Origin of the sequence: Cohnella baijiui (genome assembly GCF_020731285.1) — a bacterium.
Taxonomy (GTDB): domain Bacteria; phylum Bacillota; class Bacilli; order Paenibacillales; family Paenibacillaceae; genus Cohnella.
This window is the reverse complement of the sequence record NZ_JAJFOW010000018.1, coordinates 64,406-86,206: the sequence shown is the minus strand read 5'-3', so window position 1 is coordinate 86,206 and position 21,801 is coordinate 64,406. Positions and strand designations below refer to the sequence as shown.

Below are 21,801 nucleotides of genomic sequence, written 5' to 3'. Positions count from 1 at the left end.
CGCTGCCGGTTCCGGACCGGCTTCGGCGCTTATTTGCGGTTTTTAAAATTTTGGTTTTTCATCATTTGCTGCGCCTTCTGCAGCTGCTGCTTGTTCATATTGTAGCCCATTTGCTTGGCCATCTTCGCCAGCGCGTCCGGATCGCTCTGCATCTTCGTCATTTGGTTGCGAAGATAGAATACGCCGATAATAAATCCGAGCACGATGCCGACGATCAGCGTCAGTACCGGGATGAGAATGTTCCAAACCATGTGATTGCATACCCCCGACTGTCGATTCAGAATAAAAAGCCCCGCAATCGGCGCGAGCGCCGGGCGCAAGGCTTGTGAACCCTATGATAGCATGGTCGGGACAATGCGGGCAACTCGGCCGCGCATGCCGATTCTTGCCGGCTGCGCGGCCCGGCGGAGCGTCTCGAAGGAGCGTCTCGTCTGAGCCGCTCGGGGATCAGTTCAGCACCGTCTCGATGAAGATCGTCGGATGCTGCGCCAGATCGATTTCCCGCGCTTCGACGGCTTCCTCCCCGTCCTTTTCGATCACCCGGACGACCGGGCGTCCCGGCAATCCCCGGTGCTGTCCGACGACGACGCCCGTCTGCCGGCTCGACAGCCGCACCGAAATCCCGTTCGGGTATACGGAGACGATCCGCAAAAATTCGATCAGCACCTCCCTGTCGAGCACGGTGCCCGACAAGGCGTGCAGCCGCTCGATCGCTTCGTGCGGCGACAGCCGTCTGCCCTCCTCCGTTTTGCCGTTGACCATATTGTCGTAACGGTCCGCGACCGCGGCGATCTTGGCATACAGGTGGATTTCGTCGCCTGAAAGCCCTCTAGGCTTGCCGCTGCCGTCCACCGCCTCGTGATGCTGAAAGGCGACGTGGGAAATCAGCAGGCTGTATTCCCGCTTCAGCTTGAGCAGCTCGAAGCCCCGCCAGGCGTGGTGGGTGCGGCCTTCCTCCTGCGTTTCGCCCAGCCCGACCTTGCCGATGTCGTGCAGCAGGGCGCCGACCGCCAGCTCCTTCAGCTGGATCATATTAAGCCCCATGTTGAGCCCAACCATGGTCGCCATCATGCAGACGTTCATGGAATGGATGTACATGGCGTTGTCCTCGGTCCGGATGTCGGACAGCTGCACGAGCACGTTTTGGTTTTTGAGCACGTCGTCCATCAGCTGGTCGACCGTCACACTGATCGCCTTCGTATGGAAAGGCTTGCCCGAGCGCAGCGCCTCGAACGTCGAGGACATCTGCTGGACGACCATCATCTTGGTCTCTTCCGAGAGCACTTCGTCGATCTCGATGTCCGGCGCGGACGGATCGGACAAATACACCATCGTGACGCCCAAACGCTTGAGCGTACTGATCATAAACACCGTTAAATGAACGCCCGCCGAGAGCAGCACCGTGCCGTTCTCCGAGAAGATCGTTTTGCCCAGCGTCTGTCCCGGCTCTACACTTTCGATATCCGTTAGTTTCATCGCTCTCGCTCCCGTTGCCGTAGGTAGTTACTCTTCTCGTTGACGTCTACTTCTTTATGTCGGCCAATCGGCGGGGGAAATGAATGCGCGGCGAGCGCCCGGCCGTCAAAAAAAATCCCCCGTCCGGCGGGACGGGGGATGACGGCGCGTCGCGGCGCCTTAGAGCTTGATCTCGTAGATGTCGGCCAGCTGATCGACCATCAAGTTGGCGGCGATGATGCCCCCTGCCGTATTCCAGACGGCGTCGTCGACGCGGTACACTTTGCCGTTCTTCACGGCGCCGAGGCTCTTCCAGATCGGATCGGCCGTCGTCTCCTGCTCCAGCGCGGTGCCTTTGCCGTCGCCGGTTTCGTACGTGAAGTAGAACAGACGGTCGGCGTCCGCTTCCGGCAGACGTTCCTTCGTAATCTCGTCTACGAACTGTTCCTTCGCGTTCAAGGTCATCGGATTGCGGGTGAGTCCGATTTGCTTAAAAATGATGCCGGTAAACGTATCTTGGTGATAGACCCGCGTCTTGCCTGCCATGAACCGGACGACGGACACCGTCTCCTTGAGCTTGTCGCCGGCCTTGGCCCGGAAGTCGTCGATCTTGGCGTCGAAGTCGCCGATCAGCTTGTCGCCTTCGGCCTGCTTGTTCAACGCGTCGGCGTAGAGCTTGAAGTTCGTCTTCCACTCGCCGCGCAGCGTCTCGGATTCGACCGTCGGGGCGATCGCCTTGAGCTGGTCGTAGATCTTCTCGTGACGCATCTTGTTGGCGAGGATGAGATCGGGCTTCAGTCCCGCGATGAGCTCGAGGTTCGGCTGGCCTTCGTCGCCGACGACCGCGACGCCTTCCATTTGGTCTTTAATATGGTCGTACCAAGGATCTGCCGTCCAGGACTTCACCGCGCCGACCGGCTTGACGCCGAGCGCGAGCACCGCCTCCGTCCCTTCGTTGGTCAGCACGACGACCCGTTCCGGATGCGCCTTGACCGGCGTCTCTCCCATCGCGTGCTTGATCGTGCGCATTTCCCCGTCGGTTCCGGACGCGGATGCCGAAGCCGTCGACGTCCCGGACGGCGAAGCCGAGTTCCTCGTGTCGCTATTGTTATTGCCGCCGCACCCCGTCATAACCAGGACGAGGACGAGCGCCATGACGCTCCAACCCCACTTCCGCTGCTTGCCTGCTGCCACTTGCTGCTCCCCCTTAACGCTTTTCTTCCGTTTATTTGATAATCATTATCACTCACATGGAACACTATATCGGAATGTGATCGGCGCTGTCAACGATTTTGTGATAATCATTCTCATTGACATCAAATCGACAATAAACTAGACTTCTTTAAGAGACAAAGTCGGCCCATCGGGCCATTTCATATAGGAAGCAGGCCGTCATGAGACTTTTATCGTTCGTCTTGTTCACGCTTCTCCTCCTCGTCGCGATCGCGTGCAGCATCGCGTTCGGCATCACCAATATTTCGTTCGCCGAGATTACGCGCGCGTTTACCCGGTACGACGAATCCCAGGCGCACCTGATCATCCGCACGGCGCGCGTACCTCGCGCGCTCGTCGCCGCGTGCGTAGGCGCGAGCCTCGCCGTCGCGGGCGCGATCATGCAAGTCATCTCCCGCAACCCGATCGCTTCGCCCAGCACGCTCGGGATCAACTCCGGCGCAGCCTTTTTCGTCGTGCTCGGCTCGGGCCTGCTCGGCTTCACCGGGACGCGCGAGCTGACGCTGGTCGCGCTGGTCGGCGCGGCGATCAGCGGGGCGATCGTCTACTTCCTCGGCAGCATGGGCCGTGACGGCATGACGCCCGTGAAGATCACGCTCGCAGGCGCGACGATCGCGGCGTTTTTCTTCTCGCTTACGCAGGGCTACATGCTGGCGGACGGTCGCATGTTCGACCAAGTGCTCATCTGGATGGTCGGCTCGGTCGCCGGCCGGGATATGAACATGCTCGTCGCGGTGCTGCCTTATATGGCCGTCGGCATGGCGATCGCGCTGCTGCTCTCCCGGCACCTCAATGTGCTGGAGATGGGAGACGACGTGGCCCGCGGACTCGGCCAGTCGACGGCGAAGATCAAAGGTTTCGCCTCGCTCGTTGTCATCCTGCTGGCCGGGGCTTCCGTGGCCGTCGCAGGCCCGATCGCCTTTGTCGGCATCATCATTCCGCATCTGGTTCGCTACTTCGTCGGCACCGACTACCGCTGGCTGATCCCGTTCAGCGCCCTCTTCGGAGCGATCCTCCTCGTGGCGGCGGATCTGGGATCGCGGTACATCGCCATGCCGTCGGAGATCCCCGTCGGGGTGGCTACGGCGATTCTGGGCGTCCCATTCTTCGTTTACATCGCACGAAAGGGGAGGCGGATCGGATGAGCAAATATGTCGCATGGCGGTCGAACCGCCCCCGCCTGTCGCTGCTGGTCGACCGCAAAGCCCTGCGTTGGACGGCCGTTCTCGCGCTGCTGACGCTTCTCGTCATGGTCGTCAGCACAGGGATCGGCAGCACCTGGATCTCCCCGCTGGACGTCGTCCGGGCCGTCTTCGGCGGAGGCGACGCGATGCACGAGGTCGTCGTGAACCAGCTGCGTCTGCCGCGCATCGTCATCGCCGTGCTCGTCGGCGCCTCGCTTGCCGTCGCGGGCGCCGTCCTCCAGGGACTCGTGCGGAATCCGCTCGCTTCGCCGGACGTGACGGGCATCACCGAAGGCGCTTCGCTCGGCGCCGTCCTGTTCCTCTATCTCTTTTACGGCACGCTGTCCATCAAGTGGATGCCCGTCGGCGCCATCATCTGCGCGTTCGCCGTAACCGCGCTGCTCTACGCGCTTGCCTGGCGGGGCGGCGTCTCGCCGATCCGGCTCGTGCTGATCGGCACCGGACTGTCCGCCGCGTTCAAGGCGACCGCCTATATGCTCATCATCTCGAGCCCGTTCATGCTGGCGGTCAAGTCGGTCACCTTCATGACCGGCAGCATCTACGGCGCCTCCTGGCAGAAGGAAGTGCTCCCGCTGCTGCCCTGGGTGGCGGTGCTGCTGCCGCTCACCTGGCTGCAGGCGCGGCACGTCAACGTCCACGCCCTCGGCGAGGAGGTGGCGGGCAGCGCGGGCGCGAACGTCCCCCGGCAGCGGCTCGTCTTGCTGCTGCTCGCCGTCGCGCTCGCCGGCGCGGCGGTCGCCATCGGCGGCGCGATCTCCTTCATCGGGCTCATGGCGCCGCACATGGCGCGCAAGCTCGTCGGGCCGTCCTTCGGCGGCCTGCTGCCGGTCAGCGCGCTGCTCGGGGCGCTCATCCTGCTCGTCGCGGATCTCGTGGCGCGAACGGCCTTTTACCCGCAGGACGTGGCGGCGGGCGTTTTTACGGCCGCGGTCGGCGCGCCGTTCTTCCTATATTTGTTGTACCGTCAAGGGAAAGCTTAATCGCGAGGAGGGAATCTCATGGCCACATTGGAAGCCAAGCAGCTGTCTTTGTCCTACGGAGGGGCCGCAATCTTTAAGGAACTGAACCTGTCCATCCCTTCCGGCGAGACGACCGTGCTGATCGGCAGCAACGGCTGCGGCAAGTCGACGCTGCTGCGGGCGATGGCGCGGCTGCTCAAGCCGCAACGGGGAACGGTCGTCCTGAGCGGCGAAGACATCGCCAAGCTGACGACCAAGGAGGTCGCGAGGCGCATGGCGATCCTCCCGCAGGGCCCGACGGCGCCGGAAGGACTGACCGTGCTGCAGCTCGTGAAGCAGGGACGCTATCCGTACCAGAGCTGGCTGCAGCAGTGGTCGGCGGAGGACGAAGCGAGCGTCAAGGCGGCGTTAGCCGCGACCGGCATGGACGGACTGGCGGAACGGCCCGTCGACTCGCTCTCCGGCGGCCAGCGCCAGCGGGCGTGGATCGCGATGACGCTCGCGCAGCAGACGGACGTCATCCTGCTCGACGAGCCGACGACCTATCTCGATTTGACGCATCAGATCGAGGTGCTCGACTTGCTCTACGAGCTGAACGCCCGCGAGCAGCGCACGATCGTCATGGTGCTGCACGACATCAACCTCGCCTGCCGCTACGCCGACACATCGTCGCCGTCAAGGACGGGGCCGTCTACGCGCAGGGCAATCCGGCGGAAATCGTGGACGCCGCGCTGATCGATGCGGTATTCGGGCTCCGGTGCGACATCATCCCCGATCCGCTTTACGGCACGCCGCTGTGCATCCCGCACGGCAAGGGCAGGATGGCTCCGCCGATCGCGCCTGCCGCGCTGGCAGGCACGGTGTAGCGCCGCGTCACGGCACACAGGCCTCCCGGCGATGCCGATAGGCTGGGGCGCGTGGCCGCGTGGCCGCGGTAACCGCATTTTACGGTTACCTCCCGCCGATCCGGGCCTACGCGGGCCACGATAACCGCCTTTTGCGGTTACCTCCCGCCGATCCGGGCCTGCGCGGGCCACGATAACCGCATTTTGCGGGTATCTCCCGCGGATCCGGGCCAGCATAGGCCGCGTTAACCGCATTCTGCGGGTATCTCCCGCAGATTCGGACCTGCGCAGGCCGTGTTAACCGCATTCTGCGGTTATCTCCCGCCGATCGGCGAAGAGCTTACGCAGCCCTGCTCGACGCATGAAAAAAGCTGGCCCGGCGGTCGACATCTGCGACCCCGGACCAGCTTTTTTCACATTCCGGCCGGCTTCGTCAAACCAGCGATTCTCTTCCATGGCCCATGGCTTCCGCCCCAACCAGGCTGCTCTCCAACGCCAGCAGGTGCTCTTTGATCGGAAGGCCGCCGCCGTAGCCGACCATGGCGCCGTTGGCGCCGATGATCCGGTGGCAGGGGACGATGATCGGCACCGGATTGCGGTTGTTCGCGCCGCCGACGGCGCGAACGGCTTTGGGCGCGCCCACGGCGGCGGCGATGTCGCGGTAAGCGGCCGTCTCGCCGTACGGCACGTCGCGGAGCGCCTGCCACACCTGCCGCTGGAACGGCGTCCCCTTCAGGTCGAGCGGCAGGTCGAACGTCCTCAGCTCGCCCGCAAAATAGCGGCGCAGCTGCTCCGCCGCTTCGCGAAGCAGCTCGTCCTCCGCATCCTCGCGGAACGGGGAAGCCGGGGACCAGCGGTGCGCCCAAGCCTTGGCCGAGCAGCTCCGCGCTTCCCAGCCGCCGAATTCCACGCGGCAAAGCCCCGCCTCCGACCGGCAGAGGGTCAGCTTCCCGAGCGGGCTGTCCGTCTCCGTCCATACGAGCGCCTGGGAGGCGTCCGTCCCGCCGGTTCCTGCCTGCGCCCTCGTTCCGAGTCGATTCATCATGTCGGACGCCTCCTCATCGTTGTTCGCTCTTCCGTGCCGTCCGCCGATCCGGCTGCGCCAACGCGACCAGCGCGCGGCCCGCAGCCGCGACCACTTCGCCGTCCCGGTCCGTCTCCGCCGCCTCACGCAGCGCCGCTTCGGCTTCCTCGCCGCCGATGCGGCCGAGCGCCCAAGCCGCCGTCGCCCGCAGCTCGAAGCGCGGATCCTCGCGCAGCACGCGCGCGATATCCGGCACGGCCGCCTCGTCGCGGAAGTTGCCGAGGCCGATCAACGCGTTGCGCTGAATCGGCTTGCGTCCCCGCCATGCCGCGCTGCTCGACCCGAACCGCTCCTTGAATTCGCGGTTGCCGAGCGTGAGAAGCGGCTGCAGCAGCGGCTTGGCCACCTCCGGATCGGGCAGCAGCTCAGGGTGATGGCGGGCGTCCTTGCCCCGATTGACGGGGCAGACGATCTGACACGTATCGCAGCCGTACAGCCGGTTGCCGATCTTCGTCATCATCTCGTCGGCCACGATCCCCTTGGTCTGGGTCAGGAAAGAGATGCATTTCTGCGCGTTCAGCTGGCCGGGACCGACGAGCGCGCCGGTCGGACAGGCGTCGATGCATTTGGTGCACTCGCCGCAGCCGTCCTCTGCCGGCGTATCGGGCGGCAGGGGCAAATTCGTGATCATCTCCCCGAGGTACACCCAAGATCCCCACTCCGACGTCAGGATCAGACTGTTTTTGCCGCTCCAGCCGATGCCCGCCCGTTCGGCGACCGCGCGATCGGACAGCGCGCCCGTGTCCACCATGGACAGCCCCCGCGCCTCCGGCACCCGCTCCGCCAGCCAGGCCGCGAGCCTTTCGAGGCGCACGTTCAGCACCCGGTGGTAATCCTCGCCCCAGGCCGAGCGCGACAGGATGCCCCGCCGCGCGCCCGGCTCCGAAACCGGCGGGTCCTTCAACTTGGACGGATAGGCCACGGCGATGGCGATGATCGACCGCGGTTCGTCGAACAGCAGGGCGGGATTCGTCCGCTTGTCCAGATCCGGCTCTTCAAAGCCGGATTCGTATCCCAGCTCGCGATGCCGGACGAGGCGCTCCTTCAGCTCCACGAACGGATCGGGAGAGGCCACGCCGATCTTGTCGATGCCGAGCGCGGGCGCGGCCGCGACCATTTCTTCCTTCAGCCGGAGCCAAAATGCCCGGTCTCTCTTCTGCGCTTCCGCTGCGCGGCTAGCTGCCATCCGTCGTCCCTCCTTGCCGGCGGACCGGATGGATCGCCTTGCGCGCCAGCGGGTCGCCGTCGGTGTCTATGATGTGGGTCAGAGCTGCATCCAACGGGTGATCGGCCAAATGACGAATTCGGCGCGGCCGATGATCGCCTTCTCGGGCACTTCCTTGAACGCGCGGCTATCCTTGCTGGCGTCCATGTGGCGGTTGTCGCCCATCACAAAGTAGTGGCCCTCGCTCACTTTGACCGGGCCGAAATCGCCGTCCTCGATCGCGGCGTCGGTATACGCCTCCACCTTCAGCTCCCCGTTCAGGTAGAACTGGCCGCCGCGCGCCTCGACGGTATCGCCGGGGACGCCGACGATCCGTTTGACGAGATATTTCTTCTTGCCGTCGTCATCGCTCGGGTCCTTCAACACAACGACGTCGGCGCGCTTCGGATGCCCGGTCTCGTAGACGATCTTGTTAATGAACAGCCACTCGCGCTCGTACAGCGTCGGCTGCATGGAGATGCTCTTCACCGTCGACAGTTGGAATACGAACGTCTTCAACAGAAAGAGGACAATCAGGGCGATGGCGAGAGCTTTGCACCAGTCCACGACCTCTCTCAGCCATGCCGGCCGAGGCGCCTTTGCGGCGCGCGTTCTTCCCGGCGGGATGCTATTTGCGGGATCCTTCATCGCTGTCTAGTCTCCCTCGCTCGCGATCTGACGTTTCCAATCCTCGTAATACTCGCGCACCGCTTCGTCCCCGAACGGGGAGGCGTAGGCCGCGATCCGGTCGTGCAGCGCCCGCAGTCCGCTCTCCACCTGCACTTGGACGGACGGGCTGTAGCGGTAATCTTCCTTGTGCCGGTCGTACTCGTCGCGGTCGAGCTCCTGGCTCGTCCCGCCCGGCAGCAAAACCACGTCGAGATCGTAATCGATGTAGGTCAGCACATCGCCGTAGCGGTAGGGCGGAGACGCCACGTTGCAATAATACCGGACGCCTCGGTCTTCCAGCAGCGCCACCACGTTGAACCATTCGCCGGGGATGAAGAACGACACCGCGGGGACGCGGCTGACCCACTCTTTGCCGTCCGCCTCCCGAATCGGGGTATGGTCGTTCACAAACACCTTCATCGCTTGATCGGCATGCATGGGGCGGAGCTTGTCCGTCGGCACTTGCCAATTCTCGAGCCACACGCGGTGCACCGAGCCGTTATGCTTGAAACTCTTGATCGTACAGCGCTCGTAAGAAGACGGTATCAGGCCGCTGCGCTCCATGCTGACAAGCCCCCTGCCGAAATCCGGATAAGATAATATAAGAAAAGCATATCTTATGGCCAAAAGCAACCGAATAAATCGGCCCCTGTCGACGCGTAAGATATGCTCTCCTTGGTCCTGCTTGTCCGTTCTGCCCTTGTCTTCAGCCCGCTACGATCGACAACGGACGGGACAGCTTCACGAGATCGAGCGCTTGTTCCCCCATTGACTGGTAAAACGGAAGCAGCATTTCGTTGTGCTTGTCCCCTGCAATCAACACCTTCAGCACGTTCCGTTGGCGGAAACGTACGTTCATCGCGGAGACCAGCGATCTCCCTACGCCTTGGCGGCGATTGTCCGGATGGACGGCGATGCGATACACATACCCCTTGCTCTGGTCGATCGTGCCGATCATGACGCCGACGATCTCTTCCGCCTTTACGGCGACCAGAACCAGTTCGCTGTCCCAAGAGAGCTGTCTGGACAAAGCCGACATCGTCTCTTCGCAGCATTCCTCCGATAACGCAATTTCAAGAAGCTCGGCAACGGAACGGTAGTCCGATAGTTGGAACGCTCGAATCTGCATGTGTGATCTCCCCGGATTCAGTTAAAGTAGAGGCGGTGTTGATTGGATGAATCGGCAAAAGGTCGGCGAGAACCGTTCCCGGCCGATTCGCTCCCGATATAGACGCCTGAAGCCTCCCCTGCGGGCGGCGAAGCTGTCTTAGCGGTTCGAACGTCGCTTTAACGTAATATTAATCTTACGACAATTTTTCGAAGATTTCCTCCCTTTTTGTAAAGAAAACATAAATTTTTTTGTAGAAAACGAGGGAATAAGCGTGAAAACGCTTTAAACGAAGCGTTTGCATGGTGTTATCCTCACTAAATGTACCAATATCGGTGATTTTGGCGAAATTCGGCTATTATAAGATCGAGCTCCCTGCTCCGGATGTCTTATGTATACAAAAGACGGTCTAGGACAATCTAACCAGGTTGGGTCCGTTGGACCGACTTTCTAAACATCCTTGTTGATTTACTATGGAAAATCAGAGATAATACAGAGGAAGGTTATTACCCAGTTCTAAGGAGGTTTTCTATTCATGGCACACGTATTGCCCGCTCTTCCTTACGCGAACGATGCGCTCGAACCGCACATCGACGCGCAGACGATGGAGATCCACCACGATCGTCACCACAATACTTACGTCACGAACCTCAACAAAGCGTTGGAATCCGCTCCCGAACTGGCGGACAAGAGCATCGAAGATCTGATCGCCGACCTGAACGCCGTTCCGGAATCGATCCGGACCGCGGTCCGCAACAACGGCGGCGGCCATGCGAACCACTCCCTCTTCTGGGAAGTCATCGGCCCGAACGCCGGCGGAGCTCCGACGGGCGCCCTGGCAGCCGCGATCGACAGCGAGCTGGGCGGCTTTGACAAGTTCAAGGAATCGTTCGCCGCTGCTGCGACGACCCGCTTCGGCTCCGGCTGGGCTTGGCTCGCGCTCGGCAAAGACGGCAAGCTCAAAGTGTACAGCCTGCCGAACCAAGACTCCCCGATCATGGAAGGCGACACGCCGCTCCTCGGTCTGGACGTCTGGGAGCACGCTTACTATCTGAAATATCAAAACAAGCGTCCGGATTACATCGGCGCGTTCTGGAACGTCGTGAACTGGGACGCCGTAGGCAAGCGCTACGACGCTGCCAAGTAAGCTGCCGACCGCATCGCGAAAAGGCCATCCTCCGCAAGCTCGGCTTGCGCGGATGGCCTTTTTTTGGTGGTCTTTGATAGGGCGACGGAGTTCACAGGAACGAATAGAGTGGCAAATGTACCGCACAATCGGCGCAGACCGGGACTTGGCGAGTAATGAAGTAAAGAAATGCCGCACATGCGCTCGATCCCGGCACCCAACGAGCTATGAGCTGTAAGAAATACCACACACATGCTCGATCCCGGCACCCAGCGAGCTATGAGCAGTAAGAAATACCGTACATGCGCTCGATCCCGGCACTCAGCGAGCTATGAGCAGTAAGAAATACCACACACGCGCTCGATCCCGGCACTCAGCGAGCTATGAGCAGTAAGAAATACCGTACATGCGCTCGATCCCGGCACCCAACGAGCTATGAGCAGTAAGAAATACCACACATGCGCTCGATCCCGGCACCCAGCGTGCTATGAGTTCAGTAAGAAATACCACACACATGCTCGATCCCGGCACTCATGGAGCTATGAGCAGTAAGAAATACCACACATGCGCTCGATCCCGGTACTCAGCGTGCTATGAGCAGTAAGAAATACCGCACATACGCTCGATCCCGGCACCCAACGAGCTATGAGCAGTAAGAAATACCGCACACGCGCTCGATCCCGGCACTCAGCGTGCTATGAGCAGTAAGAAATACCGCACACACACACTCGATCCCGGCACCCAGCGTATCCATGTACAGTAAACCCCCTCGCTCCTGCAGGCCACAGAGCCGGTTCGTCTATCCGCCGGAACCGCCAATCGCCAGCAAGACTCCCGAGTCGCTAGCGGAAACGTCCGTCCGTCACGCCCGCCCGCCCGGGCGCTCGTCCGAGCCTTGCTCCGCGGCGCGTCGGGCTTCGAAGTGTTCGTCCGCATCGCGGATCGCTCCGGCCGACTCCCGCAGCAGCGGCCCGGAAAATGCCCAGGCCATGCAGATTATGCCCAGAACGCCGAGGATGACGGCGATCCAAAATCCGGCGAGTCCCCCGGTCTCCCGGAGCGCCGCCATGTACGTCCCCGCCGGATTGCCAAAGCCCGGCTGCCGCGTCATCTGCAGCACCGCCCCGATATGCACCCCGATATAGAGCATGATGCCGCACAGGAGCAGCGCGCCGCCAGCCGCCAGCTTCTTCATCATCGTCCGTCCCTCGCTCTGCGGGGATCGGCCAGCGGCCGCTCGAGCGCGTACAGCTCATCCTCCAGCGCCGCCATCTTCAGCTGCAGCGTCTGCCTCGCATCCCCGATCGCTTGATTGTAGATCGCCGGACCCAGCGCTCCGATCATCAGGTCGATCAGCTGTTCGGCGGCCAGCCGCCCGATCTCTTCGCCGCGTTCCGTCTCGAAAAAAGCCTGCACCTGATCGACGATCTGCTCCTTGCGTTCTTTAGGCAGCTTCAAGGGCGTGCTCATCGGTCGCCTCCTTACCGGGACGGACGCCGGACGACTCGCCTGCGGCCGCCGCGGGAACATCCCTTCCACTTTTAGGGATGATGTTACCATAACCGCGGCGATCCGGCCACCTGGATCGCGCTCGTCGACTTTGTCCGCTCCACCCGGTCCGACGGTCAGTCTGCTTGGACGCCTGCCGCCGCCTCCAACGCGCCCGAAAAATGCTGCGACAACAGCTTGCGGAACAGATTCGGCCACGCCAGCAGCTCGAACTCCGCCGGGCCGATCCACCGGCAGCCGGGCGGCGGCGGCGAATCGTCGGCGATGACGGCGGTCCAGACGCGGACGTACCAGTGCAGATGCGTAAAGATATGCTCGGCGTCGGCGATATGCCGCTCCGGCCGGATCGCCAGCCCCTCCGCGGCCAGCGCGGCGGCGAGCAGCGCAGGGGCGGCCTCGTCCGAGCGCCACTGCTCCGGGGCGGGAATTTCGACGTGCGGCAGCTCCCACAGCCGGGCGAGGAGCCCCTGGGACGGCCGCTGCCGAACGAGCACCCGGCCCGCCGCGTCCATCGTCAAAGCCGCGAGCCTGTACTGCGGCTTGGGCGGCTTGGCCTTGCTCTTGATCGGCAGTTCTTCCTCCCGGCCCGCCAGCCGCCCCTGGCAGTGCGTCATGACCGGGCAAGCCAGACAGCTCGGCGACTTGGGCGTGCAGATCATCGCACCGAGCTCCATGAGCGCCTGATTGAAGTCGGCAGCTTCGCCTTCCGGGATCAGCTCCCGGGCCAGTCCTTCCATCCCGATACGGGTGGCCGGCCGGGCGATATCCTCGTCGATGCAAAAGTAGCGCGACAGCACGCGCATGACGTTGCCGTCCACAGCCGGTTCCGGCCGGTTGAACGCGATGCTCAAAATCGCGCCGGACGTGTACGGTCCTACGCCCTTCAGTCCGGATACCGCCGCCTTGTCGTCCGGCACCCGCCCGCCGTAGCGTTCGACGACTTCCCGGGCCGCCGCCTGGAGATTGCGCGCGCGCGAGTAGTACCCCAAGCCTTCCCAGGCTTTAAGCACGTCCTCTTCCGGCGCGGCGGCCAGATCCGTTACGGTCGGAAACTTCTCCGTAAACCGGAGGAAATACGGAATGACCGTCTCGACCCGGGTCTGCTGCAGCATGATTTCCGAGATCCAGATATGGTACGGATCCCGGCTTCTGCGCCATGGCAGATCCCGCTTCGCCACCTTGTACCAGCCCAGCAAATCTTTGCTTAAGGCCGACTTTAACTCCCTTTCGCCGATGCCGCTCATTCGTCCGCTCCTTCTGTCCGGCTGCCGTTCCGGCGGGGAGCCGTTCGCCTCGCCATCCCGCTTTCCGCCGTCTCATCCGCCCCCGTCCGCTCGCCGTATGCCGGCCCTTCCTCGGCCGCCGCGGCCTCCGTTTCCCCGGATCCGGACAAGCCCGATCCCAGCGAGCCGGAAGCCGCGAGCTTGCGGTACCTGCTCGGCGTAAGGCCGGTATGCGACTTGAACATCCGCGAGAAGTAGTAGATCTTCATCCCGATGCGCGCCGCGACGTCCGACACGTTCCATTCGGGCTGCGCGAGCAGCGTCCGGGCCGTCTCCATGCGCCTCTGGTTCACGTACTGAATCGGCGAGCAGCCCATCATACCCTTGAAGAAAACGATGAAATAGTTCGGATGCAGGAACACGAGCCCGGCCAGCTCCTCGATCGTGATGCTATCTGCCAGATGCTCCTCGATATGCCGCAGCACGGTTTCGATCTTGATCATCTCCGGGGAAGGCGTAACGTCCCCCAGGACGAACTCGCTCCGCTCCAGGTACTGCCCGATGAGGTCGAGCAGTGCCGCCTTCATGCGCAGCCGCGACGTGAGCGCGGCCTGGGAAGTCCAGGCGGCGATGCGATCCAGCAGCGCGGCCGGCTCGTCCCACGGATCGAATCGGATCGCCGTCGGGATCCGCAAAATTTTGTAAAGCTCCCGCTCCGCGTAACTCGCGCGAAAATGGCACCATTTGTAAGTAAGAGGTTCCGATGCATCCGCTTCCAAGGCGTGGGGAACGCCTGCTTGCAGGATGCTGCAGGTTCCTGGCGCCAGCGGCTCCGTCCGATCCTCCAGCCGCAGCGCGCCTCTCCCGCCGGTCACGAGCAGAATCCGATTGCAATCGTACGCGTTCACTTCCTCTGCCGGCGCAGCCGGATCGATGCCCGTTTCGGACGCCGCCGTCAGCTCGACTTGCATATGTTCGAGATGATTCATTAGTATGGTAAAATAATGACTGGTCATTAGCGCTCCTCTTGATGTCGTTGCCGTACGATCGCTTGTATGTATTTCAATTCATTATACGGAACAAAAGGAGCAGGGTACATTTGCAAAAAGACCCAATTATCCCGCGCGGCCCGCGCCGCGCCAAAACGGCAAGCTTCATCCTGCTGGCGGCCTTCGCGCTGTCGCTGACGGCCTGCGGCGGCAGCGGCGGCGGCAAGGGGGGCGCGAGCGGCAGTCCCGCGCCGCTGGACGGGCCCAAGGATACCGTCGCCCTATACCGCAACAACTGCATCTCCTGCCACGGAGGCGAGCTCCAAGGCAAGATGGGCCCGGACTCCGATCTCCGGCAGGTCGGCGCGAGGCTCGATCAAGACCAGATCCGCCGGCAGATCGCCGAAGGCGGAAGCCTCATGCCCGCGTTCGGCCAGCGTCTGAAGACCGAAGAAATCGACGCGCTCGCCGCCTGGCTCGCCGCCCGCAAATAAGCCCGGGACGTCCCTTGACGCCCGGGCTTCTCCTTAACGTGCGCTTACGGCTTCCACGATGGCCGTCGCCGCCGCCAGCTTGCGCTCGTGCGTGATGGCGACATGGATCGAATGTCCCGCTCCGTGCAGGCCCAGACGTCCCCAGGCCTCCTCGCTCAACCGGCATAACGGCCTGCCGCTCGCATCCGGCAGCAGCTCGATGTCGTGAAAGCCGACGGTCGCCCCGATGCCGCAGCCGAACGCCTTCACGACCGCCTCTTTGGCGGCGAACCGGCCTGCGGCGAATTCAACCGCGCGGCGCGGCTGCATGCCCGCATAGTGGTCCAGCTCCGCGGCGGTCAGCACCCGCTCGGCGAACTTTCGTCCGCTGTCGCCGGCGAGCAGCTTGGCCATCCGCTCCATTTCCACGACGTCGAGTCCGACCCCGATAATCATAGCCCGCTTCCCCCGTCAGATGCCGGGAATCGGCTGGCGCTTGTGCTGCGTCCGGAGATAATGCTTCTCCAGAATCTCTCGGGCGGCCGGGTCGATTTCCTTGCCTTCCAGGTAATCGCTGTTCGCTTCGTAAGAGACGCCGAGTTCGGTCTCGTCCGTCTGGCCTGCCCAAAGCCCCGCGGTCGGCGCTTTGTCGACCACTTCGGCCGGTACGCCCAGCGCCCGCGCCAGCTGGCGCACCTGACGTTTGTTCAGCGAGCTGAGCGGCGTGATGTCCACGGCGCCGTCGCCCCACTTCGTATAGAAGCCGGTCAGCGCCTCCGAGGCGTGATCCGTGCCGACGACAAGCAGATTCAGGTCGAAGGCGAGCGCGTACTGGACGACCATGCGCGTGCGCGCCTTGACGTTGCCCTTGCCGCCGCGGCTGAGGTGGCGGGAGAAACCGATCGTCTTCAGCGCGTGCTCCGTCTCGAGGGCGATCTCGTCGACAGCCTCTTCGATGTTCGTCTCGGCTTTGTACTTCAGGCTGAACGCCTCGGCCACCGCATAGCTGTGGTGAATGTCCTCCTGCTGGCCGTAGGGCTGGAACACGCCGAGCGTCATATATTCCTTGCCGGTCTCGGCGGACAGCTCATCGGTCGCGCGCTTGCAGAGCCCTGCAGCGACCGCGCTGTCCACGCCGCCGCTGATCGCGATCAAAAGACCGGTCGCGCCGGCCTTGGTCACGTAATCTTTCAGGAAGGCGACGCGTCTTGCGATTTCCTCCTCCGGATCGATCGTCGGCTTGACGCCCAGCAGGGCGATGATGTCCTGTTGCAAGCTCATCCTTGCGTCACGCTCCGTTCATATGTAATGAAGCCCGGCCAAACTGCCGAAGCTTCAAAATAATAGTACACCCGCCGGTTCGTCTGCCAAACCTGCGGGTGATGGAATTAGCGGCAGAAGCGATCGAACGCGCTCGTCAGATCCGCGGCGATCTCGCCGGCGCTCCGATTCTCGATCTGATGCCGTTCGATGAAGTGCACCAGCTCTCCGTCCTTCAGCAGGGCGATCGACGGGGAGGACGGCGGATAAGGAGCGAAATATTCGCGCGCCTTGGCGGTCGCTTCCTTGTCCTGGCCGGCGAACACCGTGTACAGGTGATCCGGCAGCACGTCGTGCTTCAGCGCCTCCGCGACGCCCGGACGGCATTGGCCGGCCGCACAGCCGCAGACCGAGTTGACGACGACCAGCGTCGTACCTTTCGCCTCGGGCAGCGCCGCTTCAACTTCCTCCGGCGTCCGCAGCTCCTGGATCCCGATCCGGGTCAGATCGTCCCGCATCGGCTGAATCATGTCCAGCATATATCGTTCGAAAGACATTGACATATTGACAACCTCTCTTTCCTCGGTTCGCAGTGGGCGGTTTGCCGCTTCTTTCTATTATAGCGCGTACGTTCGCAAACCGTCAAAACGGACAAACCCGCCGGAGGAGGCGGGCTTGTCCGTCCATTTCGGCCGCGGAAACGGGATTCCGCGATCGGCCGGCGGGCCTCTTCAAGGCTCGTCCAGCACTTCCGGCACGGGATAGTAGTCGTAGTATGCGTCGGCTCCTTCCGCGTTCCGCGCCGCTTCCAGATCCTCGTCCGTCCATCGGTCCGGATCCTGGGTCTGATGCGTCGGGTGCAGAAAGCGGTCGCGCGGCGGCAAAACGCCGTTTTCGAACAGGTTGCGGTTTTCCGGCGTGCGAAAGCCGATGTCCCGATACGGATGCACCCATGTCTCGCCCGCCATGACGGCCGGATCGGTGTCGCGGCTCCACTGCGCGAGCGGGGAGTGCGGCGAGTCGTAATCGTGATCGCCGATCACGACGCCGTGCCCGTTGACGAACGGATTCCGCGGCCCGGGGTTGTCGCGGAAATCGCGCCGAAACGCGAGCTCGAACGGGTCGAGTCCCGGATCGTCACTCCCTGGCGCCGGCTTGACGCTGTCGTAGCCGGCGAGGACATCGGTCGGCTGCTGCAGGCGACGGTCGGTCATGGCTTAGGTGGAAGGACGGTTCGGGCCGTCCAGTTTCTTGTCGTACCCCGGCGACTCCGGCTGACGGGCGGGCTTGGCCTTGGCGCCGTTTTTGCGATCGGCCGGCGCGCCTTGCGGCTTGGGCATGGGTGCATCCTCCTTGTCTGGATGAGTCAGGCCTAGTGTTGGCGTTCGCGCCTCCCTTTATGCGGCCTTCCCGACCCGCCTTACCAGCAATCGAAGCCCGGTTTGCAAAAGGATACGAGGAAAGTCGTTCCCTCCCCGACGGTCGATTCCACGTGGATTTTGCCGTGGTGCCGCTCGACGATGCTGAGGCAAAGCGCCAGCCCCAGCCCCGTGCCCTGGGCCTTGGTCGTGAAGAACGGCTCGAACAGGCGTTCGAGCTTCTCGGGCGGGATGCCAACGCCCTCGTCCGAGACGCGCACCAGCACGCGATCCTCCAGATCCTCCGTCGCGATGCGCAGCACGCCCTTGTCGTTCATCGCCTCCATGCCGTTGCGCGCGAGGTTCAAGACGAGCTGCTTGATCTCCTTTACGTTCAGTTCCAGCGGCCCCGTCATTTCGCAGAGATCCAGCTCCACCGTCTGGCCCCGCATATTGGCGTCCGCCCAAATGAGCGGCATCATATCGTTCAGCACGTCGTGGAGGCTGCACATTTCCTTCTCGACGATGCGGTTTTGCGCGAGCGAAAGAAAATCGTTGATAATGGCGTTGGCGCGATCGAGCTCTTCGAGGACGATGCGGAAATACGACTGTTGCGCCGGCGGGCTGCGCTCGTTCAACAGCTGAACGAACCCGCGGATGACGGCCATCGGATTGCGGATCTCGTGAGTAATGCTGGCCGCCATTTGGCCGACCAGGCTGAGGCGCTCCATCTTGTCCACTTCGTCTTTCAGCCGCTGGAGCTCCGTCATATCGTGGGCAATGAACAGGACGCCTTCCATCTTTTGCATCCAGATCTCCCAGACCGGGCACGCTGTCGTGTAGAAGGTGCGGCCCTGAATCTTGACGATCTCGGCGATCGCTTCGCCGCCGTTCAGCACCCGATCGACCGATCCGACGGCCGCTTCGCCGTCCAGCAGCCGGAGTACGCTCTTGTAGGACCGGCCGACGATTTCCCGCGGATCGAGCTGCATCAGCTTAAGCGCCATCTCGTTCACGTGGGAGATGAGGCCCTGCCGGTCGACGAACACGACGACAAGCGGCGAGATGTCGATAAATTGCTGCAGGCGGCGGACCTCGTTGCGGTACTTGATGGATACCTCCCGAAGCTGAACCTGCAATTGCACCCGTTCGATGCCGAGATCGACGTAGTAGACCGAGAGGATCGTTCCCGCGCAAAAAACGGCCGCGTAGACGCCCATCATCAGGAAGGCGGAGCCGGGATGCTGGTTCGCGCCGCTCCAGTAGGCGAATCCGACGACGGCCGCTTGGATGAGAAGCATCAGCGCGCAAAACCGGCAGGCGATTTTTATTTTGCGGGAGCGAGACGAACCCTGGAAGGGAGTGATAGACTTGATTAGAATGGGGAGGAAGATCAGGCAGACGCCGCCGAAAAAGAAATAGCTTGCGGGCGTGTCGCACACCCCGAGCCGAACGGCGACGAACAAGACGCTCAACACAGCCGCGACGGGCACTCCTCCGTAGAGCGATCCGATCAAATAGGGAATAAAGGAGAGCTCGAACAGGATACGGTTGCATTCCACCGAATAGTACATGCCGAGAAGCATCGACACGCCGCATACGACACCGATGAAGAGAGGCATATGCCGCATTTTGGCCGGGCGGTTAAACCAGATCTGAAACGATCCGATCGGCAGCAGCGCGATCAGAATCTGCAGCAACAAATTATGCCACACGGGTAATCCTCCCGCTATTCGTCCGTCCTCGTCAACCGGTGTACCGAACTTTATTAGTTCGATTAAAGCACATCTATGGAGGCTTGACAATAAAAGGAATGCACTTGGGAAATATTTGAAGTTACACCGACTTACACTTCATGTAATAGAAAGCGTGTGAACGAAATGCGTAAAAAAGTCATCGTCATCGGCGGCGGCCCGTCCGGACTCATGGCGGCGATCGCGGCCGCCGAAGGCGGCGCGGACGTCGTGCTCCTCGACAAGGGGGACAAGCTTGGACGCAAGCTCGGCATCTCCGGCGGCGGGCGCTGCAACGTCACGAACAACAAAGACGCGGCGGAGCTGATCCGCTTCCTGCCCGGCAACGGCCGCTTCCTGCACAGCGCGCTGTCGCGGTTCGGAAGCCAGGAGATTATCCGGCTATTCGAATCGTTCGGCATCGCGCTCAAAGAAGAAGACCACGGCCGAATGTTCCCCGTGACGGACAAAGCGAAAACGGTCGTGGATACGCTGGTGGGACGCGTCCGGGAGCTGGGCGTGACCATCCGCGTCCATCAGGCCGTGGAGCGGGTGCTGTTCGGCGAAGGCCGGGCAGCCGGCGTGGAGCTGAAGTCCGGGGAACGCATCGAAGCGGGTGCCGTCATCGTCGCGACGGGCGGCAAGTCGGTGCCGCATACGGGCTCGACCGGCGACGGCTACGCCTGGGCCGAGTCGGCCGGCCATTCCGTAACGGAGCTGTACCCGACGGAAGTGCCGATCACCTCGGACGAGCCGTGGATCCGGGACCGCGAGCTCCAAGGGCTGTCGCTGCGGGACGTGCGTCTCACCGTTCTCGACGGACGGGGCAAAGCCGTCATCGCCCACGAAGGGGACATGATCTTCACGCACTTCGGCCTATCCGGGCCGGCGGCCCTGCGCTGCAGCCAGTTCGTCGTGCGGACGCTGCGCCAGGGCAAAGGCCCTGCGGCGGTGGCGATCGATCTGTTCCCTAGCGACGGCGAAGACGAGCTTGCGGCGGCGTGGACGAAGGCCGCCCGCGAGGAGCCGCGCAAGGCGGTCAAGACGCTCGTGCGGCAATGGCTGCCGGAGCGGATGGTGCCGCTCGCGCTGCGCCAAGCCGCCCTCGAACCTGAAGCCGTCGTCGCCAATGTCCCGAAGAGCGCTTGGCTTGCGCTCGCCGCCTGGTGCAAGTCGCTGCGCGTATCGGCGTCGGGGACGCTCTCCATCGAGGAGGCGTTCATCACCGGCGGGGGCGTGAGCGTCAAGGAAGTCGACCCGCGCACGATGGCGTCGAAGCGAATGCCCGGCCTCTACTTCTGCGGCGAAGTGCTGGACGTGCACGGCTACACCGGCGGCTACAATATTACCGCCGCCTTCGCCACCGGCCATGCCGCCGGCTCGGCGGCGGCGGAGGAAGTCCGCTCGCTCGCCGAAGGCGGGTAAGTCTCGCGGCGGTCCAGACGAGAGTATCGCAAGCCGCCCTAAAAAAAGCGCCCCGCAACCGACCGGATAGGCTGTTGCGGGGCGCTTCTGTTTAGGGATCCGTTCCGATGCGGCTTATTTGCCGCCCGTAAACGTGATGCCTTTGACGAAGAAACGATTGAAGAACACATAGATCAAAAGCGCCGGCAGCGTCATGATGATCGAGGCGGCCATGATGTAGTTCCAGAAGCTGATGTACTGGCCTTTGAACGTGTTCAGTCCGATCGACAGGGTAAACATCGCTTTGTCCGACATCAGCATGAGCGGCTTCAGGAACTCGTTCCAGGCGCCCATGAAGATGAAGATCGTCTGCGCGGCTAGCGCGGGCTTGGCGAGCGGCAGCACGACGCGCAAAAACATCCCGAGCCGTCCGAGGCCGTCCAGCTCCGCCGCTTCCTCGAGCTCTCGCGGGAAGTTGATGAAAAACTGCCGCATCATGAAGATGTACGTCGCCTGCGCCGCCATCGGCACGATGATCGCCTGGTAGCTGTTCAGCCAGCCGAGGTACTTGATGATCAGGTAGCTCGGGATGATGGTGAGCTGCCCGGGGATCATGATCATCCCGAGGATGGCGTAGAACATCAGCGTGCTGCCCGGGAACCGGATGCGCGCCAGCGCGTAGCCCGCCATCGAATTGAACAGCAGGTTGAACGCCGTGACGGAGAGCGCGATAATCGCGCTGTTCAGGAACCACCTCGGGAAAAGGGGCTCCTGCTTAAAGATCGTTTGGTAGTTGTCGAGCGTAAAGTGCTTCGGGATGATGTTCATGCCGCCGGCCACGATCTCGGGCAGCGACTTGAACGAAGCGGACAGCGCCCACAGGAACGGAATGAACGTCACGAGCGCGTATCCGGCCAGCAGCACATAGACGAGCGGTCTTAGCCGCTTTGCTTTCGATCCCATC

At 62.6% G+C, this 21,801-nt stretch carries 24 protein-coding genes and 1 pseudogene; 6 read left to right on the top strand and 19 right to left on the bottom strand.

Going from position 1 to position 21,801, the window contains the following annotated elements; all coding sequences use genetic code 11:
- Nucleotides 1-29 precede the first annotated feature (29 nt).
- The 3 genes from LKX83_RS17380 to LKX83_RS17370 form a co-directional block, all read right to left on the bottom strand.
- A complete protein-coding gene (locus tag LKX83_RS17380; protein WP_227883553.1) occupies nucleotides 30-251 on the bottom strand; it encodes a YneF family protein in 222 nt (73 codons plus the stop codon).
- 196 nt (nucleotides 252-447) lie between these two features.
- Nucleotides 448-1,476 carry an HD-GYP domain-containing protein gene (locus LKX83_RS17375; RefSeq protein ID WP_227883552.1) on the bottom strand — a complete coding sequence of 343 codons (1,029 nt, stop codon included), beginning with the start codon at nucleotides 1,474-1,476 and terminating at the stop codon, nucleotides 448-450.
- 159 nt (nucleotides 1,477-1,635) lie between these two features.
- On the bottom strand, nucleotides 1,636-2,649 hold the full coding sequence (locus LKX83_RS17370; protein WP_370639094.1) for an ABC transporter substrate-binding protein: 1,014 nt from the start codon (nucleotides 2,647-2,649) through the stop codon (nucleotides 1,636-1,638).
- A 200-nt stretch (nucleotides 2,650-2,849) separates the two neighbouring features.
- Between LKX83_RS17370 and LKX83_RS17365 the strand changes: the two genes are divergently transcribed.
- The 3 genes and pseudogenes from LKX83_RS17365 (at nucleotide 2,850) to LKX83_RS17355 (ending at nucleotide 5,718) form a co-directional block, all read left to right on the top strand.
- Nucleotides 2,850-3,833, top strand: a complete 984-nt coding sequence (locus tag LKX83_RS17365) for a FecCD family ABC transporter permease (protein WP_227883551.1) — start codon at nucleotides 2,850-2,852, stop codon at nucleotides 3,831-3,833.
- Nucleotides 3,830-4,873: a FecCD family ABC transporter permease gene (locus LKX83_RS17360; protein WP_227883550.1), complete on the top strand. Its 1,044-nt coding sequence runs from the start codon at nucleotides 3,830-3,832 to the stop codon at nucleotides 4,871-4,873. The genes LKX83_RS17365 and LKX83_RS17360 overlap by 4 nt, the downstream gene beginning before the upstream one ends.
- Before the next feature lie 18 nt (nucleotides 4,874-4,891).
- Nucleotides 4,892-5,718: pseudogene (locus LKX83_RS17355) on the top strand (ABC transporter ATP-binding protein).
- A gap of 412 nt (nucleotides 5,719-6,130) precedes the next feature.
- On the opposite strand, the gene LKX83_RS17350 reads toward LKX83_RS17355, so the two are convergent.
- The 5 genes from LKX83_RS17350 to LKX83_RS17330 all read right to left on the bottom strand — a co-directional run bounded on the left by LKX83_RS17350 (nucleotide 6,131) and on the right by LKX83_RS17330 (nucleotide 9,783).
- The gene (locus LKX83_RS17350; protein WP_304518334.1) at nucleotides 6,131-6,742 is read right to left on the bottom strand and encodes a methylated-DNA--[protein]-cysteine S-methyltransferase; all 612 of its coding nucleotides are present in this window, start codon (nucleotides 6,740-6,742) and stop codon (nucleotides 6,131-6,133) included.
- 13 nt (nucleotides 6,743-6,755) lie between these two features.
- Nucleotides 6,756-7,967 carry a tRNA epoxyqueuosine(34) reductase QueG gene (gene queG, locus LKX83_RS17345; RefSeq protein ID WP_227883549.1) on the bottom strand — a complete coding sequence of 404 codons (1,212 nt, stop codon included), beginning with the start codon at nucleotides 7,965-7,967 and terminating at the stop codon, nucleotides 6,756-6,758.
- Between the two features lie 78 nt (nucleotides 7,968-8,045).
- Nucleotides 8,046-8,633, bottom strand: a complete 588-nt coding sequence (gene lepB / locus LKX83_RS17340) for a signal peptidase I (RefSeq protein WP_227883548.1) — start codon at nucleotides 8,631-8,633, stop codon at nucleotides 8,046-8,048.
- Nucleotides 8,634-8,639: 6 nt separating this feature from the next.
- Nucleotides 8,640-9,218, bottom strand: a complete 579-nt coding sequence (locus LKX83_RS17335) for a DUF402 domain-containing protein (protein WP_227883547.1) — start codon at nucleotides 9,216-9,218, stop codon at nucleotides 8,640-8,642.
- Nucleotides 9,219-9,360: 142 nt separating this feature from the next.
- The gene (locus LKX83_RS17330; RefSeq protein WP_227883546.1) at nucleotides 9,361-9,783 is read right to left on the bottom strand and encodes a GNAT family N-acetyltransferase; all 423 of its coding nucleotides are present in this window, start codon (nucleotides 9,781-9,783) and stop codon (nucleotides 9,361-9,363) included.
- A 514-nt stretch (nucleotides 9,784-10,297) separates the two neighbouring features.
- On the opposite strand from LKX83_RS17330, the gene LKX83_RS17325 reads away from it, so the two are divergent.
- Nucleotides 10,298-10,909, top strand: a complete 612-nt coding sequence (locus LKX83_RS17325; RefSeq protein WP_227883545.1) for a superoxide dismutase — start codon at nucleotides 10,298-10,300, stop codon at nucleotides 10,907-10,909.
- Between the two features lie 841 nt (nucleotides 10,910-11,750).
- On the opposite strand, the gene LKX83_RS17320 is transcribed toward LKX83_RS17325, so the two are convergent.
- From LKX83_RS17320 to LKX83_RS17305, 4 genes are all read right to left on the bottom strand, one after another.
- On the bottom strand, nucleotides 11,751-12,086 hold the full coding sequence (locus tag LKX83_RS17320; RefSeq protein WP_227883544.1) for a hypothetical protein: 336 nt from the start codon (nucleotides 12,084-12,086) through the stop codon (nucleotides 11,751-11,753).
- On the bottom strand, nucleotides 12,083-12,358 hold the full coding sequence (locus LKX83_RS17315) for a DUF2164 domain-containing protein (protein ID WP_227883543.1): 276 nt from the start codon (nucleotides 12,356-12,358) through the stop codon (nucleotides 12,083-12,085). Before LKX83_RS17315 ends, LKX83_RS17320 begins: the two co-directional genes overlap by 4 nt.
- A gap of 155 nt (nucleotides 12,359-12,513) precedes the next feature.
- Nucleotides 12,514-13,641, bottom strand: a complete 1,128-nt coding sequence (mutY, locus tag LKX83_RS17310) for an A/G-specific adenine glycosylase (RefSeq protein WP_227883542.1) — start codon at nucleotides 13,639-13,641, stop codon at nucleotides 12,514-12,516.
- The gene (locus LKX83_RS17305; RefSeq protein WP_227883541.1) at nucleotides 13,638-14,636 is read right to left on the bottom strand and encodes an AraC family transcriptional regulator; all 999 of its coding nucleotides are present in this window, start codon (nucleotides 14,634-14,636) and stop codon (nucleotides 13,638-13,640) included. The genes mutY and LKX83_RS17305 overlap by 4 nt, the downstream gene beginning before the upstream one ends.
- A gap of 83 nt (nucleotides 14,637-14,719) precedes the next feature.
- On the opposite strand from LKX83_RS17305, the gene LKX83_RS17300 reads away from it, so the two are divergent.
- The gene (locus LKX83_RS17300) at nucleotides 14,720-15,103 is read left to right on the top strand and encodes a c-type cytochrome (protein ID WP_227883540.1); all 384 of its coding nucleotides are present in this window, start codon (nucleotides 14,720-14,722) and stop codon (nucleotides 15,101-15,103) included.
- A 33-nt stretch (nucleotides 15,104-15,136) separates the two neighbouring features.
- Here the strand turns inward: LKX83_RS17300 and acpS are convergent, their stop codons facing one another.
- From acpS to LKX83_RS17275, 6 genes are all read right to left on the bottom strand, one after another.
- A complete protein-coding gene (gene acpS, locus LKX83_RS17295; protein WP_227883539.1) occupies nucleotides 15,137-15,538 on the bottom strand; it encodes a holo-ACP synthase in 402 nt (133 codons plus the stop codon).
- Between the two features lie 15 nt (nucleotides 15,539-15,553).
- Nucleotides 15,554-16,363: an ammonia-dependent NAD(+) synthetase gene (gene nadE, locus LKX83_RS17290; RefSeq protein WP_227883538.1), complete on the bottom strand. Its 810-nt coding sequence runs from the start codon at nucleotides 16,361-16,363 to the stop codon at nucleotides 15,554-15,556.
- A gap of 107 nt (nucleotides 16,364-16,470) precedes the next feature.
- Complete coding sequence (locus LKX83_RS17285) at nucleotides 16,471-16,905, bottom strand: BrxA/BrxB family bacilliredoxin (protein ID WP_227883537.1); 435 nt, start codon at nucleotides 16,903-16,905, stop codon at nucleotides 16,471-16,473.
- A 168-nt stretch (nucleotides 16,906-17,073) separates the two neighbouring features.
- Entirely contained in the window at nucleotides 17,074-17,556 is a 483-nt protein-coding gene (locus LKX83_RS17280; RefSeq protein ID WP_370639093.1) for a DUF3905 domain-containing protein, read from the bottom strand.
- Nucleotides 17,557-17,559: 3 nt separating this feature from the next.
- The gene (locus LKX83_RS33965) at nucleotides 17,560-17,682 is read right to left on the bottom strand and encodes a hypothetical protein (RefSeq protein ID WP_255654634.1); all 123 of its coding nucleotides are present in this window, start codon (nucleotides 17,680-17,682) and stop codon (nucleotides 17,560-17,562) included.
- Between the two features lie 80 nt (nucleotides 17,683-17,762).
- Complete coding sequence (locus LKX83_RS17275) at nucleotides 17,763-19,415, bottom strand: two-component system sensor histidine kinase NtrB (protein WP_227883536.1); 1,653 nt, start codon at nucleotides 19,413-19,415, stop codon at nucleotides 17,763-17,765.
- A gap of 111 nt (nucleotides 19,416-19,526) precedes the next feature.
- On the opposite strand from LKX83_RS17275, the gene LKX83_RS17270 reads away from it, so the two are divergent.
- A complete protein-coding gene (locus LKX83_RS17270; protein WP_370639095.1) occupies nucleotides 19,527-20,858 on the top strand; it encodes a BaiN/RdsA family NAD(P)/FAD-dependent oxidoreductase in 1,332 nt (443 codons plus the stop codon).
- A 114-nt stretch (nucleotides 20,859-20,972) separates the two neighbouring features.
- On the opposite strand, the gene LKX83_RS17265 is transcribed toward LKX83_RS17270, so the two are convergent.
- The gene (locus tag LKX83_RS17265) at nucleotides 20,973-21,800 is read right to left on the bottom strand and encodes a carbohydrate ABC transporter permease (RefSeq protein WP_227883534.1); all 828 of its coding nucleotides are present in this window, start codon (nucleotides 21,798-21,800) and stop codon (nucleotides 20,973-20,975) included.
- Nucleotide 21,801: the final 1 nt, after the last annotated feature.

Bases quoted from the DNA above. Each gene is read 5' to 3' on its own strand.
- LKX83_RS17380 (WP_227883553.1), bottom strand. From the start codon at position 251: ATGGTTTGGAACATTCTCATCCCGGTACTGACGCTGATCGTCGGCATC.
- LKX83_RS17375 (WP_227883552.1), bottom strand. From the start codon at position 1,476: ATGAAACTAACGGATATCGAAAGTGTAGAGCCGGGACAGACGCTGGGC.
- LKX83_RS17365 (WP_227883551.1), top strand. From the start codon at position 2,850: ATGAGACTTTTATCGTTCGTCTTGTTCACGCTTCTCCTCCTCGTCGCG.
- LKX83_RS17360 (WP_227883550.1), top strand. From the start codon at position 3,830: ATGAGCAAATATGTCGCATGGCGGTCGAACCGCCCCCGCCTGTCGCTG.
- LKX83_RS17350 (WP_304518334.1), bottom strand. From the start codon at position 6,742: ATGATGAATCGACTCGGAACGAGGGCGCAGGCAGGAACCGGCGGGACG.
- queG (WP_227883549.1), bottom strand. From the start codon at position 7,967: ATGGCAGCTAGCCGCGCAGCGGAAGCGCAGAAGAGAGACCGGGCATTT.
- lepB (WP_227883548.1), bottom strand. From the start codon at position 8,633: ATGAAGGATCCCGCAAATAGCATCCCGCCGGGAAGAACGCGCGCCGCA.
- LKX83_RS17335 (WP_227883547.1), bottom strand. From the start codon at position 9,218: ATGGAGCGCAGCGGCCTGATACCGTCTTCTTACGAGCGCTGTACGATC.
- LKX83_RS17330 (WP_227883546.1), bottom strand. From the start codon at position 9,783: ATGCAGATTCGAGCGTTCCAACTATCGGACTACCGTTCCGTTGCCGAG.
- LKX83_RS17325 (WP_227883545.1), top strand. From the start codon at position 10,298: ATGGCACACGTATTGCCCGCTCTTCCTTACGCGAACGATGCGCTCGAA.
- LKX83_RS17320 (WP_227883544.1), bottom strand. From the start codon at position 12,086: ATGATGAAGAAGCTGGCGGCTGGCGGCGCGCTGCTCCTGTGCGGCATC.
- LKX83_RS17315 (WP_227883543.1), bottom strand. From the start codon at position 12,358: ATGAGCACGCCCTTGAAGCTGCCTAAAGAACGCAAGGAGCAGATCGTC.
- mutY (WP_227883542.1), bottom strand. From the start codon at position 13,641: ATGAGCGGCATCGGCGAAAGGGAGTTAAAGTCGGCCTTAAGCAAAGAT.
- LKX83_RS17305 (WP_227883541.1), bottom strand. From the start codon at position 14,636: ATGACCAGTCATTATTTTACCATACTAATGAATCATCTCGAACATATG.
- acpS (WP_227883539.1), bottom strand. From the start codon at position 15,538: ATGATTATCGGGGTCGGACTCGACGTCGTGGAAATGGAGCGGATGGCC.
- nadE (WP_227883538.1), bottom strand. From the start codon at position 16,363: ATGAGCTTGCAACAGGACATCATCGCCCTGCTGGGCGTCAAGCCGACG.
- LKX83_RS17285 (WP_227883537.1), bottom strand. From the start codon at position 16,905: ATGTCAATGTCTTTCGAACGATATATGCTGGACATGATTCAGCCGATG.
- LKX83_RS17280 (WP_370639093.1), bottom strand. From the start codon at position 17,556: ATGACCGACCGTCGCCTGCAGCAGCCGACCGATGTCCTCGCCGGCTAC.
- LKX83_RS33965 (WP_255654634.1), bottom strand. From the start codon at position 17,682: ATGCCCAAGCCGCAAGGCGCGCCGGCCGATCGCAAAAACGGCGCCAAG.
- LKX83_RS17265 (WP_227883534.1), bottom strand. From the start codon at position 21,800: ATGGGATCGAAAGCAAAGCGGCTAAGACCGCTCGTCTATGTGCTGCTG.